Annotated in this window: 22 protein-coding genes; 11 read left to right on the top strand and 11 right to left on the bottom strand. The window is 62.4% G+C overall.

The genetic code is table 11. From position 1 onward, the window contains the following. Nucleotides 1-3: 3 nt before the first annotated feature. Both MTX36_RS10560 and MTX36_RS10565 read right to left on the bottom strand, forming a co-directional pair. The gene (locus tag MTX36_RS10560) at nucleotides 4-825 is read right to left on the bottom strand and encodes an ABC transporter permease (RefSeq protein ID WP_243619711.1); all 822 of its coding nucleotides are present in this window, start codon (nucleotides 823-825) and stop codon (nucleotides 4-6) included. Then, entirely contained in the window at nucleotides 822-1,829 is a 1,008-nt protein-coding gene (locus MTX36_RS10565) for an ATP-binding cassette domain-containing protein (RefSeq protein ID WP_243619712.1), read from the bottom strand. The genes MTX36_RS10560 and MTX36_RS10565 overlap by 4 nt, the downstream gene beginning before the upstream one ends. 336 nt (nucleotides 1,830-2,165) lie before the next feature. Here MTX36_RS10565 and MTX36_RS10570 point away from each other — a divergent pair, with 336 nt between their 5' ends. Genes MTX36_RS10570 through MTX36_RS10580 form a run of 3 tightly spaced genes read left to right on the top strand, consistent with a single transcriptional unit; the run spans nucleotide 2,166 to nucleotide 6,877 of the window. Continuing rightward, the gene (locus tag MTX36_RS10570; RefSeq protein ID WP_243619713.1) at nucleotides 2,166-3,392 is read left to right on the top strand and encodes an ABC transporter substrate-binding protein; all 1,227 of its coding nucleotides are present in this window, start codon (nucleotides 2,166-2,168) and stop codon (nucleotides 3,390-3,392) included. Between the two features lie 27 nt (nucleotides 3,393-3,419). Continuing rightward, nucleotides 3,420-6,140 (top strand): branched-chain amino acid ABC transporter permease/ATP-binding protein, encoded by a 2,721-nt coding sequence (locus tag MTX36_RS10575; RefSeq protein ID WP_243619714.1) that lies wholly within the window; start codon nucleotides 3,420-3,422, stop codon nucleotides 6,138-6,140. Next, a complete protein-coding gene (locus MTX36_RS10580; RefSeq protein ID WP_243619715.1) occupies nucleotides 6,137-6,877 on the top strand; it encodes an ABC transporter ATP-binding protein in 741 nt (246 codons plus the stop codon). Before MTX36_RS10575 ends, MTX36_RS10580 begins: the two co-directional genes overlap by 4 nt. A gap of 11 nt (nucleotides 6,878-6,888) precedes the next feature. Here the strand turns inward: MTX36_RS10580 and menE are convergent, their stop codons facing one another. Genes menE through MTX36_RS10605 form a run of 5 tightly spaced genes read right to left on the bottom strand, consistent with a single transcriptional unit; the run spans nucleotide 6,889 to nucleotide 10,186 of the window. Next, nucleotides 6,889-8,028 carry an o-succinylbenzoate--CoA ligase gene (gene menE, locus MTX36_RS10585; RefSeq protein ID WP_243619716.1) on the bottom strand — a complete coding sequence of 380 codons (1,140 nt, stop codon included), beginning with the start codon at nucleotides 8,026-8,028 and terminating at the stop codon, nucleotides 6,889-6,891. After that, the gene (locus MTX36_RS10590; protein WP_243619717.1) at nucleotides 8,025-8,330 is read right to left on the bottom strand and encodes a DUF3349 domain-containing protein; all 306 of its coding nucleotides are present in this window, start codon (nucleotides 8,328-8,330) and stop codon (nucleotides 8,025-8,027) included. Before MTX36_RS10590 ends, menE begins: the two co-directional genes overlap by 4 nt. Before the next feature lie 4 nt (nucleotides 8,331-8,334). Next, nucleotides 8,335-8,667, bottom strand: coding sequence for a DUF3349 domain-containing protein (locus MTX36_RS10595; RefSeq protein WP_243619718.1), 333 nt, complete (start codon nucleotides 8,665-8,667; stop codon nucleotides 8,335-8,337). A gap of 55 nt (nucleotides 8,668-8,722) precedes the next feature. Further along, nucleotides 8,723-8,986 (bottom strand): hypothetical protein, encoded by a 264-nt coding sequence (locus MTX36_RS10600; RefSeq protein WP_243619719.1) that lies wholly within the window; start codon nucleotides 8,984-8,986, stop codon nucleotides 8,723-8,725. Between the two features lie 15 nt (nucleotides 8,987-9,001). Beyond that, entirely contained in the window at nucleotides 9,002-10,186 is a 1,185-nt protein-coding gene (locus MTX36_RS10605) for an inorganic phosphate transporter (protein ID WP_243619720.1), read from the bottom strand. Between the two features lie 262 nt (nucleotides 10,187-10,448). On the opposite strand from MTX36_RS10605, the gene MTX36_RS10610 reads away from it, so the two are divergent. The 5 genes from MTX36_RS10610 to MTX36_RS10630 all read left to right on the top strand — a co-directional run bounded on the left by MTX36_RS10610 (nucleotide 10,449) and on the right by MTX36_RS10630 (nucleotide 16,052). Next, a complete protein-coding gene (locus tag MTX36_RS10610; protein ID WP_243619721.1) occupies nucleotides 10,449-11,873 on the top strand; it encodes an ABC transporter substrate-binding protein in 1,425 nt (474 codons plus the stop codon). An 88-nt stretch (nucleotides 11,874-11,961) separates the two neighbouring features. Then, the gene (locus MTX36_RS10615) at nucleotides 11,962-14,214 is read left to right on the top strand and encodes an ABC transporter permease (RefSeq protein ID WP_243619722.1); all 2,253 of its coding nucleotides are present in this window, start codon (nucleotides 11,962-11,964) and stop codon (nucleotides 14,212-14,214) included. Further along, nucleotides 14,207-14,950 (top strand): ABC transporter ATP-binding protein, encoded by a 744-nt coding sequence (locus MTX36_RS10620; protein WP_243619723.1) that lies wholly within the window; start codon nucleotides 14,207-14,209, stop codon nucleotides 14,948-14,950. Before MTX36_RS10615 ends, MTX36_RS10620 begins: the two co-directional genes overlap by 8 nt. Then, the gene (locus MTX36_RS10625) at nucleotides 14,947-15,690 is read left to right on the top strand and encodes an ABC transporter ATP-binding protein (protein ID WP_243619724.1); all 744 of its coding nucleotides are present in this window, start codon (nucleotides 14,947-14,949) and stop codon (nucleotides 15,688-15,690) included. The genes MTX36_RS10620 and MTX36_RS10625 overlap by 4 nt, the downstream gene beginning before the upstream one ends. A gap of 2 nt (nucleotides 15,691-15,692) precedes the next feature. Continuing rightward, complete coding sequence (locus MTX36_RS10630; RefSeq protein WP_243619725.1) at nucleotides 15,693-16,052, top strand: hypothetical protein; 360 nt, start codon at nucleotides 15,693-15,695, stop codon at nucleotides 16,050-16,052. Between the two features lie 54 nt (nucleotides 16,053-16,106). On the opposite strand, the gene MTX36_RS10635 is transcribed toward MTX36_RS10630, so the two are convergent. Further along, a complete protein-coding gene (locus tag MTX36_RS10635) occupies nucleotides 16,107-16,496 on the bottom strand; it encodes a VOC family protein (protein WP_243619726.1) in 390 nt (129 codons plus the stop codon). A 19-nt stretch (nucleotides 16,497-16,515) separates the two neighbouring features. Then, entirely contained in the window at nucleotides 16,516-17,409 is an 894-nt protein-coding gene (locus tag MTX36_RS10640; protein WP_243619727.1) for a 1,4-dihydroxy-2-naphthoyl-CoA synthase, read from the bottom strand. 83 nt (nucleotides 17,410-17,492) lie between these two features. On the opposite strand from MTX36_RS10640, the gene MTX36_RS10645 reads away from it, so the two are divergent. Genes MTX36_RS10645 through MTX36_RS10655 form a run of 3 tightly spaced genes read left to right on the top strand, consistent with a single transcriptional unit; the run spans nucleotide 17,493 to nucleotide 19,629 of the window. Next, a complete protein-coding gene (locus MTX36_RS10645; RefSeq protein ID WP_243619728.1) occupies nucleotides 17,493-18,137 on the top strand; it encodes a PaaI family thioesterase in 645 nt (214 codons plus the stop codon). Nucleotide 18,138: 1 nt separating this feature from the next. Continuing rightward, the gene (locus tag MTX36_RS10650; RefSeq protein WP_243619729.1) at nucleotides 18,139-19,134 is read left to right on the top strand and encodes an o-succinylbenzoate synthase; all 996 of its coding nucleotides are present in this window, start codon (nucleotides 18,139-18,141) and stop codon (nucleotides 19,132-19,134) included. 48 nt (nucleotides 19,135-19,182) lie between these two features. Further along, nucleotides 19,183-19,629: a hypothetical protein gene (locus MTX36_RS10655; protein ID WP_243619730.1), complete on the top strand. Its 447-nt coding sequence runs from the start codon at nucleotides 19,183-19,185 to the stop codon at nucleotides 19,627-19,629. A 58-nt stretch (nucleotides 19,630-19,687) separates the two neighbouring features. Here the strand turns inward: MTX36_RS10655 and MTX36_RS10660 are convergent, their stop codons facing one another. Together MTX36_RS10660 and MTX36_RS10665 are read right to left on the bottom strand one after the other, a co-directional pair. Beyond that, nucleotides 19,688-20,515 (bottom strand): siderophore-interacting protein, encoded by an 828-nt coding sequence (locus tag MTX36_RS10660; RefSeq protein ID WP_243619731.1) that lies wholly within the window; start codon nucleotides 20,513-20,515, stop codon nucleotides 19,688-19,690. 49 nt (nucleotides 20,516-20,564) lie between these two features. Further along, complete coding sequence (locus MTX36_RS10665) at nucleotides 20,565-21,167, bottom strand: flavin reductase family protein (protein ID WP_243619732.1); 603 nt, start codon at nucleotides 21,165-21,167, stop codon at nucleotides 20,565-20,567. Between the last annotated feature and the right edge of the window lie 7 nt (nucleotides 21,168-21,174).

Raw genomic sequence — 21,174 nt, forward strand, 5'->3', positions numbered from 1 at the left:
CCTTTACGTCTTTCGCATGTACATCCGCACGGTGAGCGGTGCCATCACCGCCACGATTACGGCGGCGCCCACCAGTGACCACACGACGTGGATGCCGAAGTGACCGTCATTGGCCAGTTCGCGGACTGCGGTCACCAGGTGTGAAACTGGGTTGGCGTTCACGAACTTCTGCAGCCAACTCGGCATGGTGGCAGGATCGACAAACGCGTTGGACAGGAACGTGAGCGGGAACAGTACGAGCATCGAAACACCCTGCACCGTAGACGCTTTGTTCATCATCACGCCCATCAGGGCGAAGATCCAGCTGATCGAGAATGCGCACACCATCACCAGGATCGCGGCCGACAGAATGCCCACAGCTCCGCCCGCGGGGCGGTAGCCCATCGCAAAACCGACGATGAACGTGATGGTCGTCGCGATGCCGTACCGTACGACATCGGCAAGCAAAGCTCCGGACAGGGGAGCGATGCGCGCAATCGGCAGAGACTTGAAGCGGTCGAACACACCCTTGTCCATGTCTTCACGGAGCTGAGTGCCGGTCACGATGGAACCGGTGATCACGGTCTGAACCAGGATGCCGGGGATGATCGTCGGCAGGTACGCCGTGACGTCGCCGGCGATGGCCCCGCCGAAGATGTACGTGAACATCAGCGTGAAAATGATGGGCTGGATGACGACGTCGAACAACTGCTCCGGATTGTGCTTGATCTTGAGAATTCCGCGATACGCCATAGTGAAGGTATTCGCGAAGCTCTGCTCGAGACTGATGCGCCTCGGAACAAGGTCGGTGACCGGCGATTGGGGAGTGGTCAGCGTAGTGGTCATGCGGAAATCCGATCGGAGTCGTTGTCGGAATCGGCGTCGTTACGGCTACCGTCTTCGGGCTGATGCCCGGTGATGGTCAGGAACACTTCGTCCAAACTGGGCTTTTGTACGTTGATCTCGTCCACGGCGATGCCGCATTCCCGCAGGCGAATCAGCAGGTCGGCGGTGACGGACGGATCGCTCATCGGAGCGGTGACCCGGCCGACCTCGGGCGTGACGGCAACCTCGACGCCCAGCATCGACGAGATGATCGACCGGGCCTCCTCGGTGCGATCTCGATCCACCAACTTGAGGTGCAAGGAGGAAATGCCGACCGAAGCCTTGAGTTCGTCGGCTGTGCCGTTGGCGATCACACGACCGCGATCGATCACCGCGATTCGATCAGCGAGCTGGTCCGCTTCGTCGAGGTACTGGGTGGTGAGCATGACCGTCGACCCCTCGGCGACCAGACGACGGATCGTCTCCCACATCTGAGCGCGGGTTCGCGGATCGAGGCCGGTGGTGGGCTCGTCGAGGAACAACAACGGTGGGCGGGCAATCAGGCTGGCCGCCAGATCGAGGCGTCGACGCATACCGCCGGAGAAGTTCTTGAGCGGCTTCGTAGCGGCGTCGGTCAGGTCGAACTCCTCGAGAAGTTCGAGCGACTTCTTGCGAGAATCTTTGCGGCTCAAGCCGAGCAACCGCGAGAAGATCACCAGGTTCTCGGTTGCGGTGAGATCTTCGTCCACCGAGGCGTACTGCCCGGTCACTCCGATCAGCGACCGAACAGCAGTCGGCTCGCGGCTGACGTCGTGGCCGAAGATTCGGGCCTCCCCGCCGTCGGGGCGCAGGAGTGTGGCGAGCATGCGGACCGTCGTGGTCTTGCCTGCTCCGTTGGGGCCGAGGACCCCGAATACCGTGCCGGTGGGAACGGTGAGGCTGACGCCGTCGACGGCGCGGTGTTCGCCGAACTTCTTGACCAGGCCCTCGGCTTCGATGGCAAAAGGCGAAGCTGTGTGGTTCATGGGGTAAAGCCTGACAGAGTGCGCTTGCATATGCCTTGCACGGAACTTTCGGGTTCTTGCACGGAAATTGCGACTAGGAGCATCCCATTCAGTTGGACGGGCCAAAAGGACCCGTTTTGTGGCCTTGATCAGGACGAATCGTAACATTGCGTTGTGCCCCGTAATGGAAATTTTGTGAAACCTGACACAAACCGATGTGCGCTGAAATACGCTGCTGCCAAGTTGGACGGCATGGCGGTTCCGCGACCGAAGGCGAGTGGGTAAATCGCAACTCGGTCGGAGCAGGCCAGGGCATGGCGTCCGAGACGTAGCAATCAACACGCAAAGGACGCGTTCGTGAACTTGAAGAGAATGACACCCGCAATAGCTGCCCTCGCAGCATTCGGCCTGCTCGTATCGGGCTGCAGCGACAGCAGCGGGGATACCGGTGGCGACAACCCGAACGCCGCGACAGGCGCTCCCATCAAGGTTGGCCAGATCATTCCCATCGAGGCAGCCGGAGTCGGATCCGTCGCCTACGCCGCAGGCACTGTCGCGTCGGTCGACGCATTCAACGAGCGCGGCGGCGTGAACGGACGCCCACTCCAGCTGATCCAGTGCGACTCCAAGGGTGACCCGAACACCGAAGTCGACTGCGCAAACAAGATGGTCTCCGAGGGGGCCGTCGCAACGCTCGCGGACTTCACCCCGATCTCGTCCGAAGCGGTATCGAAGATCCTGCAGGACGCCGGTATCGCGCGCGTCGGGTTGAACCCGGTGAATATGTCCGACTTCTATTCCACGAACGTGTACACGCCGTTCTCCGGCTCGCTGCTCAACCTGTACGGGATGATCGACATGCTGGTGGCGCAGGGCAAGACCAAGCTCACCCTGATGCGCCCCGACCTGCCGGTCGCCGCGCAGTTGGTCGGCCTGTTGACTCCGGCAGTGCAGGCGAAGGGCGCCGAGATCGTCAACGACGTCGCCGTCGGTGCGGGCGCGACCGATTACACGCAGTTCATCGCCGCAGCCGAGCGCAACGGCGCAGAGGGCGTGATCCTGGCGCTGGGCGCATCCGACGCCAACCCGATCTCGCAGGCGTTCGAGCAGCTCGGATCGAAGCTGGTCTTCGCGCTGGGTACGGCAGGATTCTCGCAGGCAGACCTGCAGGACCTCGGTAGTTTCGCTACGACCTCGACGTTCACCAGCCCGACTCCGGCGCCCTCGTCGAGCACCACGGACTTCCCCGGACTCAAGGACTTCCTGGCTGACATGGACAAGTCCGGCAAGGAAGAACTCAAGACAGAGAACCTCAACGGCGACGCCGTGAACCCGTGGTTGTCGGTGCGTGCGTTCGGCGAGGTTGCGTCGAGCCTGAAGGACATCAACAAGAACACCGTCGTTCAGGGATTGGAGTCCGCCAAGGACCTCGACATGGCCGGTCTGATCAAGCCTTGGACCCCGAGCGCTGTCGAGCCGTTCGGAATCTTCCAGCGTGTCTCGAACTCGATGATGTACCGCATGACGTTCGACGGTGACGTCTTCGTCACCGATCCGACGCAGTACGACCTTCGCGCCAAGTAACCCGACCCACCCCTGGAGTTTTGACGAATGACTGAGTTCTTACAGTTTGCGATTCTCGGCCTGGGAGCGGGCTCCGCCTACGCGCTCCTGGCGCAGGGCATCGTGCTGGTCTATCGAGGCTCCGGGGTGGTGAACTTCGCTCAAGGCGCGATCGCCATGGTCGGCGCCTATATCTGCCTGGAAACCCTTCGGCACGACCAAGGTTGGGGTCTGCTTCCGGCTGCCATCGCAGCCGTCGTGGTGGCCGGACTGATCGGACTGGCATTTCAGATGCTGGTGTTGCGGTGGCTCACAAATGCCGCGCCGATCGTCCGGCTTGCCGCCACTCTCGGCCTGATGGTGATCTTGCAGGCCGGGGTGCAGCAGTACTACGGCAGCACGGCGATCCGCGTGAAGACCTTCCTGCCGGACGCCGCGTACCACTGGGGAGACATTGTGGTGCAGCAGGATCGGATGATCCTGCTGGGTATCGCGGTGGCGTCGACTGCGGCGCTCTGGGCCTGGACCAAGTTCACCCGAGTGGGCTTGGCCATCACCGCATCTGCCGAGAATGAGCGAGCAGCAGCCGCGCTCGGCTGGTCGCCGCAGCGCCTGGCTGCGCTGACCTGGACCATCGGCGGAGCGCTCGCCGGTGCGGCCGGAATCCTGGTGGCGCCCTTGACCGGTCTCACACCGTCGGCCTTTGTCGTGATCGTGACGGTCTCGGCACTTGCCGCAGCACTTCTGGGCGGCTTCCGTTCCTTCCCGCTCACCCTGCTCGGCGGATTGCTGCTCGGTGTGGGCGAGAGCCTGGTTGTCCTGTACCAGGACAACCTGCGTGACCTACTCGGAATGGAGACGCTCACCGGCGTCAACCGCGCCGTGCCGTTCGCGGTGATCCTGGTCGTGCTGGTCGTACGAGGCAAGGGGCTGCCTTTACGCAGCCACGTATCCGAGCGGCTGCCCAAGCTTGGATCCGGCGAGATCCGTTGGGCGGGTGTCGGACTCGCAGTCCTGGTGGCCGTCGGCATCATCCTGGCCGGTGGAGACTGGCTGCGGTCGCTGACCCTGACGCTGGCCGCTGCCGTATTCCTGCTGTCCATCGTGGTCCTGACGGGTTTTGCCGGCCAACTCTCGCTCGCCCAGTACACCGTCGGTGGTCTGGGGGCGCTGTTCGCCGCGCGCCTCGTCGGCCAGGCCGGCTGGCCGCTGGTGCCCGCAGCACTGGTGAGTGTGATTGCCGTGATCGCGATCGGTGTGGTGTTCGCACTACCCGCATTGCGCACACGAGGGGTGAACCTTGCCGTGGTCACTCTGGGACTCGGGTTCACGATCCAGGAGATGGTGTTCAACAACCCGACCTTCACCGGCGACAAGCTCGAGGGTTCGGTAAAGATCAGCCACCTGAGCTTGCTCGGGCTGGACGTGACACCCAGTAAGTATCCCGAGCGCTGGGCACTGCTGTGCCTCGTAGCGCTGGTCGTGTGCGGTCTGATGGTCGCGAACCTGCGGCGCTCGCGCACCGGCCGACGACTCATTGCTGTGCGCACCAACGAGCGGGCCGCAGCTTCTCTCGGCATCAGTGTTTTTGCGGTCAAGATCTACGCCTTCGCGCTGGCCTCCGGATTGGCTGCGGTGGCGGGCATTCTCCTCGGCCTGCGCAACACCGCAGTGACTTATGTCGAGTTCAACGTGTTCGCGTCGATCAACGCCGTGGTCCAGACGGTGACCGGTGGTCTCGGATTCGTGTTGGGTAGCGTCATCGGCTCATTCATGGCACCGGGTGCACTCTTTAGCCGAGTGCTGTCAGGTTTTGCTCTGGCAGCTCTGCTCGGCGGTGTGATCCTCATCGTCACACTGCTCACGAACCAGAACGGCATCGCCGACATGATCTCCCAAGGCCTCCGGCGGATTCCGGGGCTGGCCAAGCTGGGAAAGCGCTCCAAGGGGCGTGGCCATGAGCTTTCCGACGAATTGCCGACCGGTACGGTCACCCCCGTGCCGCTGACGGTACGCGGATTAACGGTTCGGTTCGGCGGCGTCACCGCTGTCGACGGCGTCGACCTCGATGTCGCGCCCGGCCAGGTAGTGGGCCTGATCGGACCCAACGGTGCCGGTAAGACCACCGTGATCGACGCGATCACCGGATTTGTCAGCCCCGCGGCGGGAGCGCTTACGCTGGGGGACAACGACATCACCGGCTGGTCAACCGCACGGCGATCCCAGGGTGGACTGCGCCGATCCTTCCAGTCGCTCGAACTGTTCGAGGACATCACTGTCGGCGAAAACATCCATGCCGGAGCCGACGAATCGACTTGGCGCACCTGGCTTGTCGACCTGATCCGTCCGGGCCGACACCCGCTTTCAGCAAGCGCTTCACGGGTGGTGCGAGACTTCGAACTGGAAAACGACCTCGACGTATTGCCGGGCGAGCTGTCCTACGGTCGGCGTCGACTCGTGGGTATCGCCCGGGCAGTCGCGTCCGCTCCGTCCGTCATCCTGCTCGACGAGCCGGCCGCCGGACTGGACGACGCCGAAAGCCGCGAACTAGCCGTCGCCATCCGGCACTTGGCCGTGCAACGAGGAGCCGGCGTGCTTCTCATCGAACACGACATGGGCCTGGTCATGTCCACCTGCGATCACATCGTGGTACTCCAGGCCGGGCGCGTGATCGCGGCCGGCACACCGGCAGAGATCACTGCCAGCGAGGCCGTTCGCGAAGCGTATCTGGGTAGCGAAGAAGAGACGACGACGGAGGCAGCGCTATGACCATCACGAGCGAGAAGACGGTGGCGTCCGACGTAGTCCTCGAATGTCGGGGCCTGAGTGCAGGTTACGAGGGAGCGGTGGTGTGCCGCGACCTCAACATCACAGTGAAGGCCGGGGAGGTGGTGGCACTCATCGGCGCCAACGGCGCCGGCAAGTCCACCACCATGCTCACGGTCTCGGGCGAACTTGCCCCGATATCAGGCGAGTTGTCCGTGCTCGGTTCTGGGAAGCGTTCCTCACTCGCGACGCTGGCGCGGCGCGGCCTGAGCTACGTCACCGAAGAACGGTCCGTGATCATGGGCCTGACCGGGGCCGAAAATCTCCGTCTTGCCGGCGTTTCCGCCGATGCCGCGTGCGAGATATTTCCCGAGCTACGGGCACTGCTCAAGCGGCCGGCCGGTCTGCTCTCGGGTGGTGAACAACAGATGTTGACGCTGGCCCGGGCGCTGGCCCGGGAGCCCCGGCTTCTGTTGGCCGATGAGCTTTCATTGGGCCTCGCGCCGCAGATCGTGCAACGACTGCTTGCCGTGGTCCGGGAAGCAGCGGACAGTCGCAATCTCGGTGTGCTCCTGGTGGAGCAGCACGTGCGGCAGGTACTGGCGGTCGCGGACCGGGTGTACGTCATGCGCCGCGGCAAGGTGATGCTCGAAGGAACCGCTGCGGAGATCGGCGCCGACATCGACGCAGTGCAGCGGGCCTACCTGGCGCAAGGCCCGGATATTTCAGAGGAAGAGTAGCGCAACGGCGTTCAACTGAAGCGGGCCACCAACCCTGCGCGGTCGACCTTGCCAGGTCCGCGCAGGGGGAGTGCGTCCACGATGAAGAGTTCGCGGGGCGCTGCCGTCGCATCGACGGTGCGCTGAGCATGTGCGCGTAATTCATCGAGTGTCGGCGGTGTTCCCTCGGGCACCACGACGGCCACAACCCGTTGCCCCAGACGGGGATCGCTGATACCGACGACAGCGCACTCCCTCACCGCGGGATGGTCGATCAGTGCAGCCTCGACCACCTGCGGTACAACGGTCAGGCCACCGGTCGAGATTGCTTCGTCGAGGCGCCCGCTGATGCGCAGAACGCCGTCGACCACGGATCCGGCGTCGTCGGTGCGGAACCAACCAGACTCGGCAAAAGCGGGATGGTCGGGAAGCCCGCGGTATCCCGACGCCAGCATTGGTCCGCCGAGCAACACCCGGCCGTCGTCGATGCGGATTCTTGCGCCGGCCAACGGGATTCCGTCGTACACACACCCCCCGGCGGTCTCGCTCATGCCATAGGTGCGCACGACGGTGATGCCCGCAGCAGTGGCCTGCTCGAGAACCGGCGCCGGGGTTGCGGCACCGCCCAATAGGACTGCATCAAGAGAAGCGAGTGCTTCGACGGCGCCGGGATTGCCGAGTGCCTTGACCAACTGGGTGGGTACCAAGGACGTGTACCGGCGCGGTCCGCTCATCGAGGAAATGGCGCCGGAAAGTGTTGCGGGAGAAAAACCTTCGCTGACGTCGACAACTACCGGTTCGGTCTCGGCAAGCGCGCTTCGGAGCAATACCTGCATCCCGGCAATGTGATGAGGGGGCAAGACCAGCAGCCAGGAACCGGGCCCGCTCAGGCGTTCGTGGGTGGCCTCGCCGCTGGCTCGCAACGCGTCGGCGCGCAGCATTGCGCCCTTCGGGGTGCCGGTGGTGCCAGACGTTGCGACTACCAACGAGATACCGTCTTCGATGGACTCATCGGGACGCAACGCATCGGTGAGCCTGGCGGTTTCGCGGGTATCCGCGGCCGGGACGGGGAGTACGGCGCCGTGGTTGCCGTCGAGAATCTGCGCGATCCGCGGCATGAGTCCGAGGACAGCTTCGCCCTGTGGAACCGGAAGCGTCCGAAGGGTATTCATCGTCGGTCATCCGGTTCGGCCAACGGCCAACCACCCACCGCGAGATGGCTCCGGACGCGGTCGACATCGGTTTCCAGAGGCATCTCGTTGGTGATCTTGGTGATCAGCACCTGGATATCGGTTTTCTCGATCGGGAGATCACCATCCTCGATCAACGCATCGGCGACCGCGTCGACCTCGGCTTCGGAGAGTCGGCGCGTCAGCAACGCGAACAACGGAATGTAGTCCTGTTCGGGAACACCATTGGGATAGCCGGCCCGCAACCAACCGACTATCGAGGTGAGGAAGGGCGGAAGGGCCATGGTGTCAGCTCACATCTCGAACTTCGCTGCTGATGTTGTCCTCGGTGACAGGCCACCCGCCGGCGCGCAGACGCGCGGTCACGCGGTCGACGTCCTCCTCGGACGACTCCTCGTTCAGGATCCCGGCAATGATCGCTCGGATGCTGTCGTAGTCGACGTGGCGATCCGGAACTTCGTGTGCGGACTCGATGGAAAGGGAGACGACCTGCTCGATTTCTTCATCGGTCAGACGTCGACGCAAGACGGCGAGCAGCGCAAAATGATCTTTGTCCGGGATTCCCTCGGGGTATCCCGCCCGCAGCCAGTCGAGCACACTGCGCAATGAATACTTGCTCAAATCCTCGGCCTCGTTTTCGTTTCGGTAGTGAAGTGGGTTAGTCGTAGCACCCAACTCAGAAGACGTTGATCCCGAACGTGCTGGCCAAGAAGTTCTTCATCAGCAGCAGTATCCCAGCAAAGATCGTGATGAGCACAACCGCGAAGCACAGGTAGGCGCCGGCCCTGCCCAGCGGGCTGGGTCCGTCGGTGCCGTCGGCGTTCTGCAAGCTCAGGGATTTGAGGCCGAATGCGAAGATCGCAGGCAATCCGGCTCCGAAGAGTAGGCCGACGGCAACTACCTGCCAGAGCGAACTGAGGGTATCGGTGATGAGGTGCATTCTCGTCTACCCCTTTCAGGAGTTGTGGGTGGTCTCGGGGGACGGTTCGGGATCTACGACGGTGACCGCTTGATCCTCGTCCCATTCCGCCGTCACATTGGCGGCGTCTACGGGTTCTTTACGCGAACGCAGGTACATGAATACGGCGAACGCGATCAACGCGGTGAATACGACCAGCACGCCGGCAAGGCCGCCGATGTAATGCGCGAGTGCCCAGCAGATAGCGCCGACGATGGCCGCCGACGGGAGAGTGATCAACCACGCTGCGCCCATGCGGCCGGCGACGCCCCAGCGGACCTCGGCGCCCTTGCGACCGAGGCCGGTTCCGAGGATGGAGCCGGTTGCGACGTGGGTCGTGGAGAGGGGGAGTCCGAGGTGGCTGGACGTCAAGATGATGGCAGCGGACGATGCTTCGGCCGCGAGTCCCTGCGGCGCCGCGATCTCGACCAGGCCCTTGCCCAATGTGCGGATGATGCGCCAGCCGCCGAGATACGTTCCCAGCGCGATGGCTACGGCGCAGGTGAACTTCACCCAGAAAGGCATCTCCGCATCGGCGGTGATGGACCCGTGCGCGACAAGGGCCAAGAAAATGACGCCCATAGTCTTCTGGGCGTCATTGGTGCCGTGCGCAAGTGAGATCAGTGAGGCGGTGCCGACCTGGCCGAAACGGAATCCACGCTCACGCTCGTCTTCCTTGACGGAGGCCGTGATGCGGTACACGAGTTTGGTGCCGACGCCGGCGACCAGCGCTGCGACAACAGGTGCGAGGAGTGCCGGGAAGATGACCTTGGTGGCGACGCCACCCCATTCGACTCCACCCATGCCGATGGAAGCGATTGCAGCACCGATCAATCCGCCGAACAGTGCGTGTGACGAGCTCGACGGCAAGCCCAGCAGCCACGTCGCGAGGTTCCAGATGATGCCGCCGACGAGGCCGGCGAAAACAATCAGCAGCAGGTCTTGCCCGCTGACGGTGTTGAGATTGACGACGCCCTTCGCGACAGTCGCTGCAACTTCGACCGACAGGAAGGCACCGACCAAATTGAGTATGGCGGAGAGTGTGACCGCGACCTTCGGTTTGAGTGCGCCGGTGGCAATGGATGTGGCCATTGCATTGCCGGTGTCGTGAAAACCGTTCGTGAAATCGAACGCGAGGGCGGTGACAACTACCACCAGGAGGATTACGAGCTCTGCGGTCACAACGTGAATTGTGCGTATCGAACGCGTAAATGTACAGCGAACAGTCATGGGGTAGATCACCTTGCGGGCGCCCCGCGGTCCTTGTGCTGCAGCACTGCAGTTGAGGACGTGTTCAGCCGCACCTTAATGGCTCATTGTGTTGCGTCTCACTTTTTTATCTCACCCATCGGGAAAACACATTTCGTCGTTCTCGAACGCTGATTTCCTACGCCTCTGAGTGCAACTGCTGTGCAGTGCCGTCCGTGAGAAGGAGAACCTCGTAGTGAAGTCCAACAAGACCGCGAAGCTGGTCGTGGCGCTAGCTGCCGTCGCAGCATTGGTGTCCGCATGTTCCGGAGATCGTGGTGAGGATCCGTCGGCGACGTCGACTGGTGGATCCGGTACGACTGCCAATGCAGCGTCGAGCAGTTCTGATGCAAAGTTCGGAACCCTCAATTCCCCGTGCGGCGCCGGAGACGCGAAGGGCGCGACGGATCAGGGTGTCAGCGACACCGAGATCAAGATCGGATTCGGCGACGACCGCGGCTACGTGAAGTCGCCTGGTCTGAACAAGGAAATGAGCGACGCGGTCGGCGCTCTCATCTCGTGGTGCAACGATCAGGGCGGCATCAACGGCCGCAAGGTTGTCGGGACCGACTACGACGCCGCGATGACGCAGGCCAACTCGGTCATGCAGGAAGCGTGTGCGAGCCAGTTCATGATGGTCGGCCACGGCTTCGCGATGGACCAGACCGCAGAGCAGACCCGTGTCGCGTGCAACATGGTTGCCGTTCCCGGCTTCACTGTGTCACCTGATGCAACCAATGGACCGATGACGTTCCAAGGTGTGCCGATGCCCGTCGACTACTCCAACGCTGCAGCGTGGTTCCAGATGGCCGAGATGCATCCCGATCTGCTGGGGGACTTCGACGTCGTCAACAGCACGATGCCGTCGATCATCGCCTCTACTACCAAGACGCGTTCGATGGCCGCGGCTGCGGGCTTCAAGCTCAAGGATTGCGGCGTCACGCTGAACTACGAGGGTGAATCCAGCTACGTCCCGTTTGCCGAGAAGTTCAAGGAATGCGGAGTCAAGGGCATTTGGACGTCCCGCTCGGCAAGCCCGCCGGAACTGAACTTCGTCAAGGCGCTCGATCAGGTCGGCATCGATCCGATCTTCTTCGGTGAGGCCACCTGGTATGGCGAATCCGTCTCGGCATGGAACAAGGACACCGGACTGCTCGACAATCTCAACGCGGACATGGTTTTCCAGATGCTCGAGAATTCGGACAAGGTTCCGGCTGTGAAGAAGTACTCCGATCTGGTTTCTGCGAGCGGTGGCAAGACTGCATTGCTCGGTATGCAGGCTGCATCGTCGTTCCTGCTGTGGGCCACCGCGGCGAACGAGTGCGGCAGTGACCTCACGCGTCAGTGCATGGTCAACGAATTGTCGTCGATCCATGACTGGGACGGCGGCGGATTGCACGCCGTAACAGATCCGGGTAAGAACATGCCGACGACCTGCGGTCTGATGACAGAACTGACGGGTGACACCTACTCACAGGTATTCCCCACTGCGACTGGTGAGTTCAAGTGCGACCCCAAGTACCTGGTCGCCAACGACAAGAGTATCTGGGGCACCGAACTGGGCGCCGATCGCATCTCCACGAAGTACCAGAACGCGAATGTGATCAAGCCGCAGTCTTGATCCACCTGATTCATCTGATGTCGGTGGCGCGCACTGTGTGCCTTGTGTGCGCGGCGCGCCACCTGTCATCCCCTAACGAGGGTTCACCTTGAACACTTTTGTCACCTTCACGATCCTGGGCCTGGTCCTGGGATCGGTGTACGCGATCGCCGCCTCCGGGCTGGTACTTACGTACAACACGTCCGGCATTTTCAATTTCGCGCACGGTGCTCAGGCGATGCTCGGCGCATTCATCTACTGGCAGTTGCGGTACGGCTGGGAACTTCCGACCGTGGTTGCGCTGCTCATTTCACTTGGGCTGGTCGGACCCTTGATGGGTTTGGGCCTGTACGTGTTGATCATGAAAGGCCTCCGTGACACAGCGGAAGTCACGAAAATTGTTGTCACGGTATCGATTCTGCTCGGAATGCTCTCCATCTCGCACTGGTTCTGGCATCCCGAGAAGGCCCGCACGATGAACATGTTCTTCGGTGACCAATCGAAGTTCAGCGTCTTCGGCGCCAATATCCGCTACCACGAACTGATCTGCATCCTCGTCGCCATCGCCATTGCTGTGGGTCTGCGGATCCTCTTCACCCGCACCCGTGCCGGGGTCGCGATGCGCGGCGTCGTCGACGATCCGGATCTGCTACGCCTCAACGGTCACAACCCGGAGCGTCTCGCCGCCTTGTCGTGGGCGATGGGTTCGACGCTGGCCGTCCTCGCCGGTATTCTGATCACCCCGATCAGTGGCGGCACCCTCGAAGCGAACATGTTGACGCTCTTGGTGATCGATGCATTCGCCGCAGCGATGTTCGGCCGGTTGCGCAGTATCCCGCGGACCTTCGTCGGCGCTGTGGTTCTCGGTTTGGCCGGCACCTACGTGTTGGCGTATTTCCCGACGAGTTGGTCGTGGACGTCGAACTTCCGGGTGTCCCTGCCGATGATCGCGCTCTTCGTGGTGTTGATCGTGCTGCCGCAGGACCGGTTGCGCGGTGCGGTGACCCGTACCCGCGAGCGGTATCACGTGCCGACGGTCCGCAAGGCCGTCGTCTGGGGTGTCGCGCTGATCGTCATCGTGTACCTGCTGCGTCTGCTGATGGTGACGTCCGCGATCACCACCTTGACGATCGGTATGACGTTCGCGATCATCGCGCTCTCACTAACTCTGCTCACCGGCTATGCGGGTGAATTGAACTTGGCACCGGTCTCTTTCGGAGCCATCGCTACCATCGTCGCGTTCCACTTCGGTATCTCCGGTACCGGGTTGGCGGCGCATCTGAACCTGTGGGGCATCATCATCGGCGTCCTCGTCACGGCCGTTATCGGCGGAATCGTGGCGCTGCCGGCGCTGCGTCTGCGTGGGTTGTATCTCGCGCTTGCGACCATGGCATTCGGAGTGTTCCTCTCCAACATGGTCCTTCGTGACACCACCCAGCATGAGCTGTTCGGCGTCCGGTACACACTGTTCAAGGACGGCAATATCGCGTTGCCGCCGCTCAAGGTCGGACCGCTCGATCTGAGCAATGACACGGTGTTCCTGATGACGGTCACCGCCCTGTTCTCCGTGTTGGGTGTCAGTGTGATTGCGTTGCGCAACAGCGGTTACGGCCGCCGCCTCGCGGCGATGAAGGACAGCCCGGCCGGATCGGCGATGCTCGGTCAGCCCTTGGTGCGGCTCAAGCTCAGCGTCTTCATGATCTCCTCCGGTATCGCCGGGTTGGGTGGCATGCTGATGTCGAGCGCGATGGGATCCGTCTCGGGTGAGAATTTCGCGATCATCGTCAGCCTCTCGCTGCTGATGCTGACCGTCGTCGCCGGAATCGGCTACGTCACTGGGGCGTTGTTCGGCGGTTTGATGGCGGGCATCGGTTTTGCCGTCATCATGGTCTCGTTCACCAATCTTGCGTCGGCTCAGCCTGAGCTAGAGGGTATGTGGCTGCTGCTGGGCAACATTGCGGCAGTGAGCCCCGCGTTGATCGGCATCGGTGTGGGTGCGAATCCCAGTGGCACCGTTCACCAGGTGGTCGAAGGGTATCGACGTTTGATGAACGCGAAGCCGGTGCTCTGCGGCGGCGGCGTGCTGATCGCGGTGACCTATGTGCTGGCATTAACCGGGGTGCTCGGGAACTGGTGGTTTGCATCCATCACCATCGCGGTGGTGTTCATGTTGCCGGTGATCGGTGAAATGGTCATGCCCAGTGCGGTGCTCACACCGGAAGAGTTGGCCGCCAAGGCAACTCTGGTTCCTGAGGAGGTCGGGATCGACGTGCCCTACAGCCCTGAAATCCGTGACGAACTCGATCGTGAACTCGGCATCGACCTCGTCAAGTCGGAAAAGGAGTTGGTCACACATGGCTGAGGTGCCATTGCTCGAGACCCGGGGCATCACTGTGCGTTTCGGCGGCCACGTCGCAGTCAAGGACGTCTCGCTGACCGTGGCCCCGGGCACCGTGACGGGTCTGATCGGGCCGAACGGTGCCGGGAAGACAACACTGTTCAATACCGTCACCGGGTTGCAGAAACCCACCTCCGGTCAGGTGTTCCTCGATGGTGTGGATGTGACGAAACTGGCTCCGCACAAGCGCGCGAACCAGGGTCTGGCACGTACATTCCAGCGACTGGAGTTGTTCGTCTCGCTCTCGGTGCGTGACAACCTGCGCGTGGCCGGTGATATTCACAAGGCGAACAGTCGAAACAAGATCGACGTCGACGCCGAAACGGATCGGCTGCTCGAGTTGACCGGACTCACCGATGTGGCGCACAAGGATGTGTCCGATATCCCCACCGGCCGTGCCCGTGTCGTGGAGGTGGCGCGTGCGTTGATGACGAATCCGCGGATTCTGCTTCTGGACGAGCCTGCATCGGGTCAGACGGAGCAGGAGACCGAGGTGTTCGCAACGATGCTCACCGACCTCGCGGCCGGGGGTCTCGGAATTTGTTTGGTGGAGCACGATATTCCGTTGGTGATGAAGGTGTGCTCGACGATCCACGTGCTCGACTACGGAGCCGTGTTGGCTTCGGGTTCTCCGGAGAAGATCCGGACCGATCCCGCGGTCATCGCCGCATATATCGGCACCGAGGAGGAAGCAGTATGACCGCAGCAATGATCGATACAACTGCGACCGAGGCAACCCGCGCGGAGCCGTTGCTCGAATTATCTGGTGTGCGTGCCGGTTACGGATCCATCGAGGTTCTGCACGGGGTGGATCTGGTTCTCGAGCCCGGTGCCGTGGTGGCATTGCTCGGTCCGAACGGCGGCGGTAAGACCTCGACCTTGAAGATCTGCTCCGGGATTCTGCCGGTTACGCGCGGGGAGTTCAAGCTCGCCGGCCGGGTGGTCAACGGTATCGAGGCGTCGGAGTTGGCTCGTCTGGGTGTGTGCGCCGTCCCGGAAGGTCGGGGGATTTTCGCGAACCTGTCGGTGCGTGAAAACCTGTGGATTGCAACCGGAACCGGGGCCTCGCTCGCCGAGCTGGAAGAGGTTGCGTACTCGAGGTTTCCGATTCTGGGGGAGCGTCGCAGTCAGTTGGCGGGCTCGATGTCCGGCGGTGAGCAGCAGATGCTCGCGCTGTCCCGGGCGTTGGGGACGAGCCCGACCGTGCTGTTGCTCGACGAACTGTCGATGGGCCTCGCCCCTCGGATCGTTTCGCAGATGTACGACGTGGTGGGTTCGCTTGCCGCTGAGGGTATTTCCATTCTGGTGGCTGAGCAGTTCGCTCGCGCTGTATTGCCGATCGCGACCTCTGCAGCATTGATGTTGCAGGGTCGTGTGGTGCGTACCGGAACTCCCCACGATATCGAAGAAGAACTTTCTACCAGTTACCTAGGAGGATGACGATGACAACTGTTGCTGAAGATCGGCGTAGCGAGTTCAAGAAGAACATCGCAGAGTTGAAGCTCGACAAGGGACAGTCGGGTGGCGACGCGAAAATGCTGTTCGGTGGCCTGATCCTGATGGTTGTGGGTGTGGTTGGCGCTTTTGTCGTCTACATTTCGTCGTTGGCGGAGTCGGATTTGCGGAACATCGCGTCCTATCAGATTCTGGCCGTCGCGTTTTTGGCTCTCGCGGTGATCGGTGGGGCGTTGTTCGTTGCGGCGTCGGTGGCAAAGGTGTTGCGGCTGTGGTTGGTTCGGCAGTTGCTGGAGGGTCAGGCGCAGGTTGATCAGATCGCTCAGGCTCTGAACTCTCGCATCTGAGTGTTGACATGAGAATGCCCGCCACGAGTCTCGTGGCGGGCATTCTTGCTTCTGTTACGGGGTGGGGGTTCGGGAATCCCGTCGAATCGGATGATCCTCCGGAATCTGAACCATGACGATCGGTGTTCCATCGGGGTCGGCGATCCACATCTCGTGTAGACCCCACGGCTCCTGGCGGGCCTCGCGGGCAATCTTGACACCGGCGAGGACCAATTCGGCCTGGGCTGCAGTGAGGTCGCGGACCTGCATCCAGATCGCGCCGCGGAACCCGCCGCTGCCGGTGCCGCCGTGCGCCGCGACCTCGACCAAACCTTGCCCGACGAAAAAGACCGTGCCACCGGGGTATTCACGGGCAATCGCCAAGCCGAGAGTGTCGCGGTAGAAGCTCAGGGTCAGCTCGTAGTCTGCGGGGCGCAGTATCGTCCGGCTACTCAGAATCTCCATGAAGAGTCTCCTGTAATTCTCAGAAATACCAGGGGTAGGGGGTCCAGTCGGGATCACGCTTTTCGAGGAACGAGTCGCGACCCTCCACGGCTTCGTCCGTCATGTACGCCAAACGTGTTGCCTCACCGGCAAACAGCTGCTGGCCGACCAGGCCGTCGTCCTGCAGGTTGAAGGCGTACTTGAGCATGCGCTGGGCCTGCGGCGACTTGCCGTTGATCTTGCCGGCCCACTCGATGGCGACGTTCTCGAGTTCGGCGTGGTCGACGACCTTGTTGACGGCACCCATCTGATGCATGTCTTCAGCGGTGTACGTCTCGCCGAGGAAGAAGATTTCGCGAGCGAACTTCTGTCCGGTCATCTTCGCGAGGTAGGCGCTGCCGTAGCCGCCGTCGAAGCTTCCGACGTCGGCGTCGGTCTGCTTGAAGCGTGCGTGTTCACGGCTCGCGAGAGTGAGATCGCAGACGACGTGGAGACTGTGGCCACCGCCGGCGGCCCAACCGTTGACGAGGCAGATGACAACCTTCGGCATGAAGCGGATCAGACGCTGGACCTCGAGGATGTGGAGGCGACCGGCGCGAGCCTTGTCGACGGTATCCGCCGTGTCTCCTTCCGCGTACTGGTAGCCGCTGCGGCCACGGATGCGCTGGTCGCCGCCGGAGCAGAAGGCCCAGCCGCCGTCCTTCTCGCTGGGGCCGTTGCCGGTGAGCAGCACTGCACCGACGTCGGAGGTCATGCGGGCGTGATCGAGTGCTCGATACAGCTCGTCGACGGTGTGCGGACGGAAGGCATTCCGTACCTCGGGGCGGTCGAAGGCAACACGAACGGTGCCTTGACTGACGTGCCGGTGGTACGTGATGTCGGTGAGATTCTCGAATCCGGGAACGGGGCGCCAGAGCTGCGGGTTGAAGGTCACCTCAGCAACCATAGATGTAGACACGCTGACGCAAACGGATACCTGGAGTAGAACATGTTCTCGGGCGCGCTAACGTGCAGGTCATGAGCGAACACACCGCAGACAGTACGGAGATTGTGCCAGAGGACGAAACACGCGGCGGATTCCCGCAATTCCGTCAAACGCCGGCAGGTCCGGACTTCGGTCGATTCGTCGAAACGATGCGCCGGTTGCAGGACCTTGCGGTGTCCACGAACGTGCCCGACGACGTTCTCGCCGAGATCGTCGTCAAGGCCGAGGAATTGGCAGATCGCCTGGCGCCGTTCGAGGTACCGGAAGGTCGATCGCCCGCCGGATCGAACATTCATCTTCCCGGCCGCGGCAGCCTCCTCATGCTTCCGTGGATGGTCGAGAAATTCGACGACGGAGTTGTGCGCAGCACCGGTATGTTCCGCCGGTACCACCTGGGCGGAAACGGTGCCGCTCACGGTGGAACCTTGCCCCTGCTGTTCGACGACATCTTCGGAATGGTCGTTCACGCGGGCGGCCGTCCGATATCCCGTACCGGCTACCTCCACATCAACTACCGTGCGATCACTCCGCTGAACACGGAACTGGTGATCGAAGGAAAAGTGGATCGGTTCGAGGGTCGCAAAACTTTTGTCAGCGCGCGTCTGACAGACCTCGACGGAAAGCTCCTCGCTGACGGTGAGGCACTCATGATCGCTCTGCTTTCCGGGCAACCCTGACGTGTTTCCGTCGTACGACGATCTGATCGCCGATGCTGTCGTAGTTTCTCTGCCCCTGCGCGTGCGCTTCCGGGGAATTACGACGCGTGAGGCGCTACTTCTTCGTGGTCCGGCCGGGTGGGGCGAGTTCGCACCATTTGTCGAGTACGACGACGAAGAGGCAGCGCATTGGCTCCGCGCGGGGATCGAGGCGGCGTGGCTGGGTCCGCCGCCGGCGCTCCGCACGTCGGTGCCGGTCAATGCGACGGTTCCCGCGATCGACGCGTCGACGGTTCCGGAACTGCTGGAACGCTTCCCAGGCTCTCTCACGGCCAAGATCAAGGTCGCGGAAAAAGGCCAGTCCTTGGCGGACGATGTGGCACGAGTTAACGCGGTGCGTCGTCACATCCCGAACGTGCGCGTCGACGCCAACGGTGGTTGGAGCGTCGACGAGGCTGTATCCGCTTTGCGGGCGTTGACCGAAGACGGTGACCTCGAATACGCGGAGCAGCCGTGCGCGAGCGTCGAAGAGCTGGTTCGCGTCCGCGCTGCGGGAACCGGCGTGCGGATCGCTGCGGACGAAAGCATCAGGCGCGCCGAAGATCCGTTGCGGGTGGTGCGCGCCGGGGGAGCCGATGTGGCCGTGGTGAAGGTGCCCCCGCTGGGCGGTATGCGTGCCGTGGTGGCGCTCTCGGATCGGTTGGCGGAGTACGGAGTGCCGGTAGTGGTCTCCAGTGCACTCGACACGGCCGTCGGGATGTCAGCAGGTTTGGCTGCGGCGGCGGCTTTGCCGGACTTGCCTTTTGCGTGTGGACTCGGCACCGGCGGATTGTTCGTCCGAGATGTCGCGGTTACGGGAAAGGCGATCGAGGGCGCTTTGCCCGTAGGTGTGGTCGAGCCTGATCCGGCACTGCTCGGAGCGTTGGCCGCGACGCCGGATCGCCGCGACTGGTGGCTCGACAGAGTTCGCCGGTGCCATCGGATACTCGGTAACGGCGACGAACTCGATTTCGTATAGTCTCGTGCCCGACCTGATGAACATCAGTGCAGAATGAAGGGATCGAAAGTGGTTGTAGCTCTGAACGAAACCCTGCTCCAGGAATCACGTCTTCCGGCGGTCGTCGCGGACGTGCAGACCTTGATCGACGCAGAGGTTTCGGATAAGTCGGGGGCCTCAGGGCTAGCTCTCAAGGGTGGCTACGGCGCAGTCAAGAAGGTGAGCCCGTCCATCGTTCCGGACGCGGTCACCGCACTTCTGCCGGCCTTCGTGTCGAAGCTCGAGCCGTACTGGCAGGAATTCTCCGCTTCGGGCGGTGCCAGCTTCTCCGAGTTCATCACTGCTCGCGGCGACGCAGTTGCCGATTCTCTCCTCGAAGTGACGGACGAGCGCATCGACGGCAGCGACAAGGCAGTCGTCAAGTCGATGTACTCCAAGCTGCGTGGTTCGGCCAAGAAGCACGTGACGGCCGCTCTGCCGCGTCTGGGCGATCTGATCCAGAAGCACGCTGCCTAAGTTTTTTGCAAGACAAAGAGCGGCCGGGGAGTTTCGATTCCCCGGCCGCTCTCGTGCGTTAGTTGGCCGCGTGGCCGACGCGCCAGAAGCCCGTGAACGAGATGTCTTGTTTCGCAAAATTACGGTCGTTGACGAGGTGGCGTCGCAATCCGGTTGTCAGTGCCTGCTCGCCGCCCACAAAGGTGTACGACGGACCGGTTGGCAGATCGGCTGCGCGGACTGTCTCGAGCGCGAGCACGCCGGGCTTGGCCTGTGGGTCTTCTCGGACGAGCCAATGGACATTCACGCCCCCTAGTTCAGGATGCTCCTGCTTGTCGTCGGGGTGCGGAATCTCGATGAAGACCTCGGCGCGCAAATCGGTGGGGGCGGAATCGAGGATTCCGAGGATCGCGGGCAGTGCGCTCTCGTCGCCGACAAGTAGTTGCCAGGTGGCCTCTGGCGCCGGGTTGTAAATGAGGCCCTCGTCGAGGAGTCCGACCTTGTCTCCCGACGCTGCACTCACAGCCCAAGCCGAGGCCGGTCCGATGTCTCCGTGGAAGGCAAAATCGATATCGATTTCCGGGGTCTCTCCGAAAAGTCCCGAGCCGGCCTCTCGATAGGCGCGGACGGTGTAAGCGCGAAGAACCGGCCGGACGTCCTTGGGTATGCGGAGGTACTGGGCGTACCAGAGAGCGCTTGCCGCACTCGGGAGTCGCAGTTCGCCGTTACCGGCCTGCGGAATGAAGATGCGGAACCACTGATCGGCACCCATGGGCGCGATGGTGGAGAGTTCTTCGCCGGCGATCGTGATTCGGATGAAGGTGGGGCTGATTCGTTTGTTTGCCACGACTTCTGCAGTCGCGACGCTGCGGGTCGCAGGTTTCACGAATTTCGAGCGCTTGGCCATGGCTGGATACCCCGATCAACGACAATAGGTCAGGCAACCCTAACTTAAACTAGGTTGTTCGGGGAGTCCGGGGGCGTTGCTTGACGATCACCTCGGGCGGCAGACCCCACTCCGCCCGGCCCAAACGGCTCATCGGAGCCAACGCGCCGAAATCGGGCAGACCGTCCTCGCCGAGCGCTTCCGCTTTCACCACAACCGCGACGACATTCCCCATCACCACAAACGAATTGCCCACCTCGATCACCTGGTGAAGCGTGCATTCGATCGCGATCGGGGAATTCGCTACCCGAACCGGTCGCACTCGCTCGCTCGGCTCACTCTTAATGTCGAGTTCGAGAAATTCATCGGCATCGGCGTCGTAGAACGCAGAACTGTCGTTGACAGCATCTTGCAACGACGCTGTCGCCAGATTGATCACGAATTCGCCGGTCGCCTCGATGTTGCGCAGACTGTCCTTGCGGCCCACCGACGTGAACTGCACAATCGGCGGGGTAGAACTCGCCACGGTGAAGAAGCTGTAGGGAGCCAGATTGCCGACGCCGTCGGACGAGAGCGTCGACACCCACGCGATGGGCCGCGGGACAACCGATGCCGTGAGCAACTGGTAGAACCGTCGGGGTTCGGTATCGGCCGGATCGAAGAGTGTGCGCACTCACACA

The sequence above is a fragment of the Rhodococcus sp. ARC_M6 genome, from assembly GCF_022810305.1.
Taxonomy (GTDB): Bacteria; Actinomycetota; Actinomycetes; order Mycobacteriales; family Mycobacteriaceae; genus Rhodococcus_F.

Excerpts from the sequence above, each read along its gene's own strand:
- MTX36_RS10560 (WP_243619711.1), bottom strand. The coding sequence starts at position 825 with ATGACCACTACGCTGACCACTCCCCAATCGCCGGTCACCGACCTTGTT.
- MTX36_RS10565 (WP_243619712.1), bottom strand. The coding sequence starts at position 1,829 with ATGAACCACACAGCTTCGCCTTTTGCCATCGAAGCCGAGGGCCTGGTC.
- MTX36_RS10575 (WP_243619714.1), top strand. The coding sequence starts at position 3,420 with ATGACTGAGTTCTTACAGTTTGCGATTCTCGGCCTGGGAGCGGGCTCC.
- MTX36_RS10580 (WP_243619715.1), top strand. The coding sequence starts at position 6,137 with ATGACCATCACGAGCGAGAAGACGGTGGCGTCCGACGTAGTCCTCGAA.
- menE (WP_243619716.1), bottom strand. The coding sequence starts at position 8,028 with ATGAATACCCTTCGGACGCTTCCGGTTCCACAGGGCGAAGCTGTCCTC.
- MTX36_RS10590 (WP_243619717.1), bottom strand. The coding sequence starts at position 8,330 with ATGGCCCTTCCGCCCTTCCTCACCTCGATAGTCGGTTGGTTGCGGGCC.
- MTX36_RS10600 (WP_243619719.1), bottom strand. The coding sequence starts at position 8,986 with ATGCACCTCATCACCGATACCCTCAGTTCGCTCTGGCAGGTAGTTGCC.
- MTX36_RS10620 (WP_243619723.1), top strand. The coding sequence starts at position 14,207 with ATGGCTGAGGTGCCATTGCTCGAGACCCGGGGCATCACTGTGCGTTTC.
- MTX36_RS10625 (WP_243619724.1), top strand. The coding sequence starts at position 14,947 with ATGACCGCAGCAATGATCGATACAACTGCGACCGAGGCAACCCGCGCG.
- MTX36_RS10630 (WP_243619725.1), top strand. The coding sequence starts at position 15,693 with ATGACAACTGTTGCTGAAGATCGGCGTAGCGAGTTCAAGAAGAACATC.
- MTX36_RS10635 (WP_243619726.1), bottom strand. The coding sequence starts at position 16,496 with ATGGAGATTCTGAGTAGCCGGACGATACTGCGCCCCGCAGACTACGAG.
- MTX36_RS10645 (WP_243619728.1), top strand. The coding sequence starts at position 17,493 with ATGAGCGAACACACCGCAGACAGTACGGAGATTGTGCCAGAGGACGAA.
- MTX36_RS10660 (WP_243619731.1), bottom strand. The coding sequence starts at position 20,515 with ATGGCCAAGCGCTCGAAATTCGTGAAACCTGCGACCCGCAGCGTCGCG.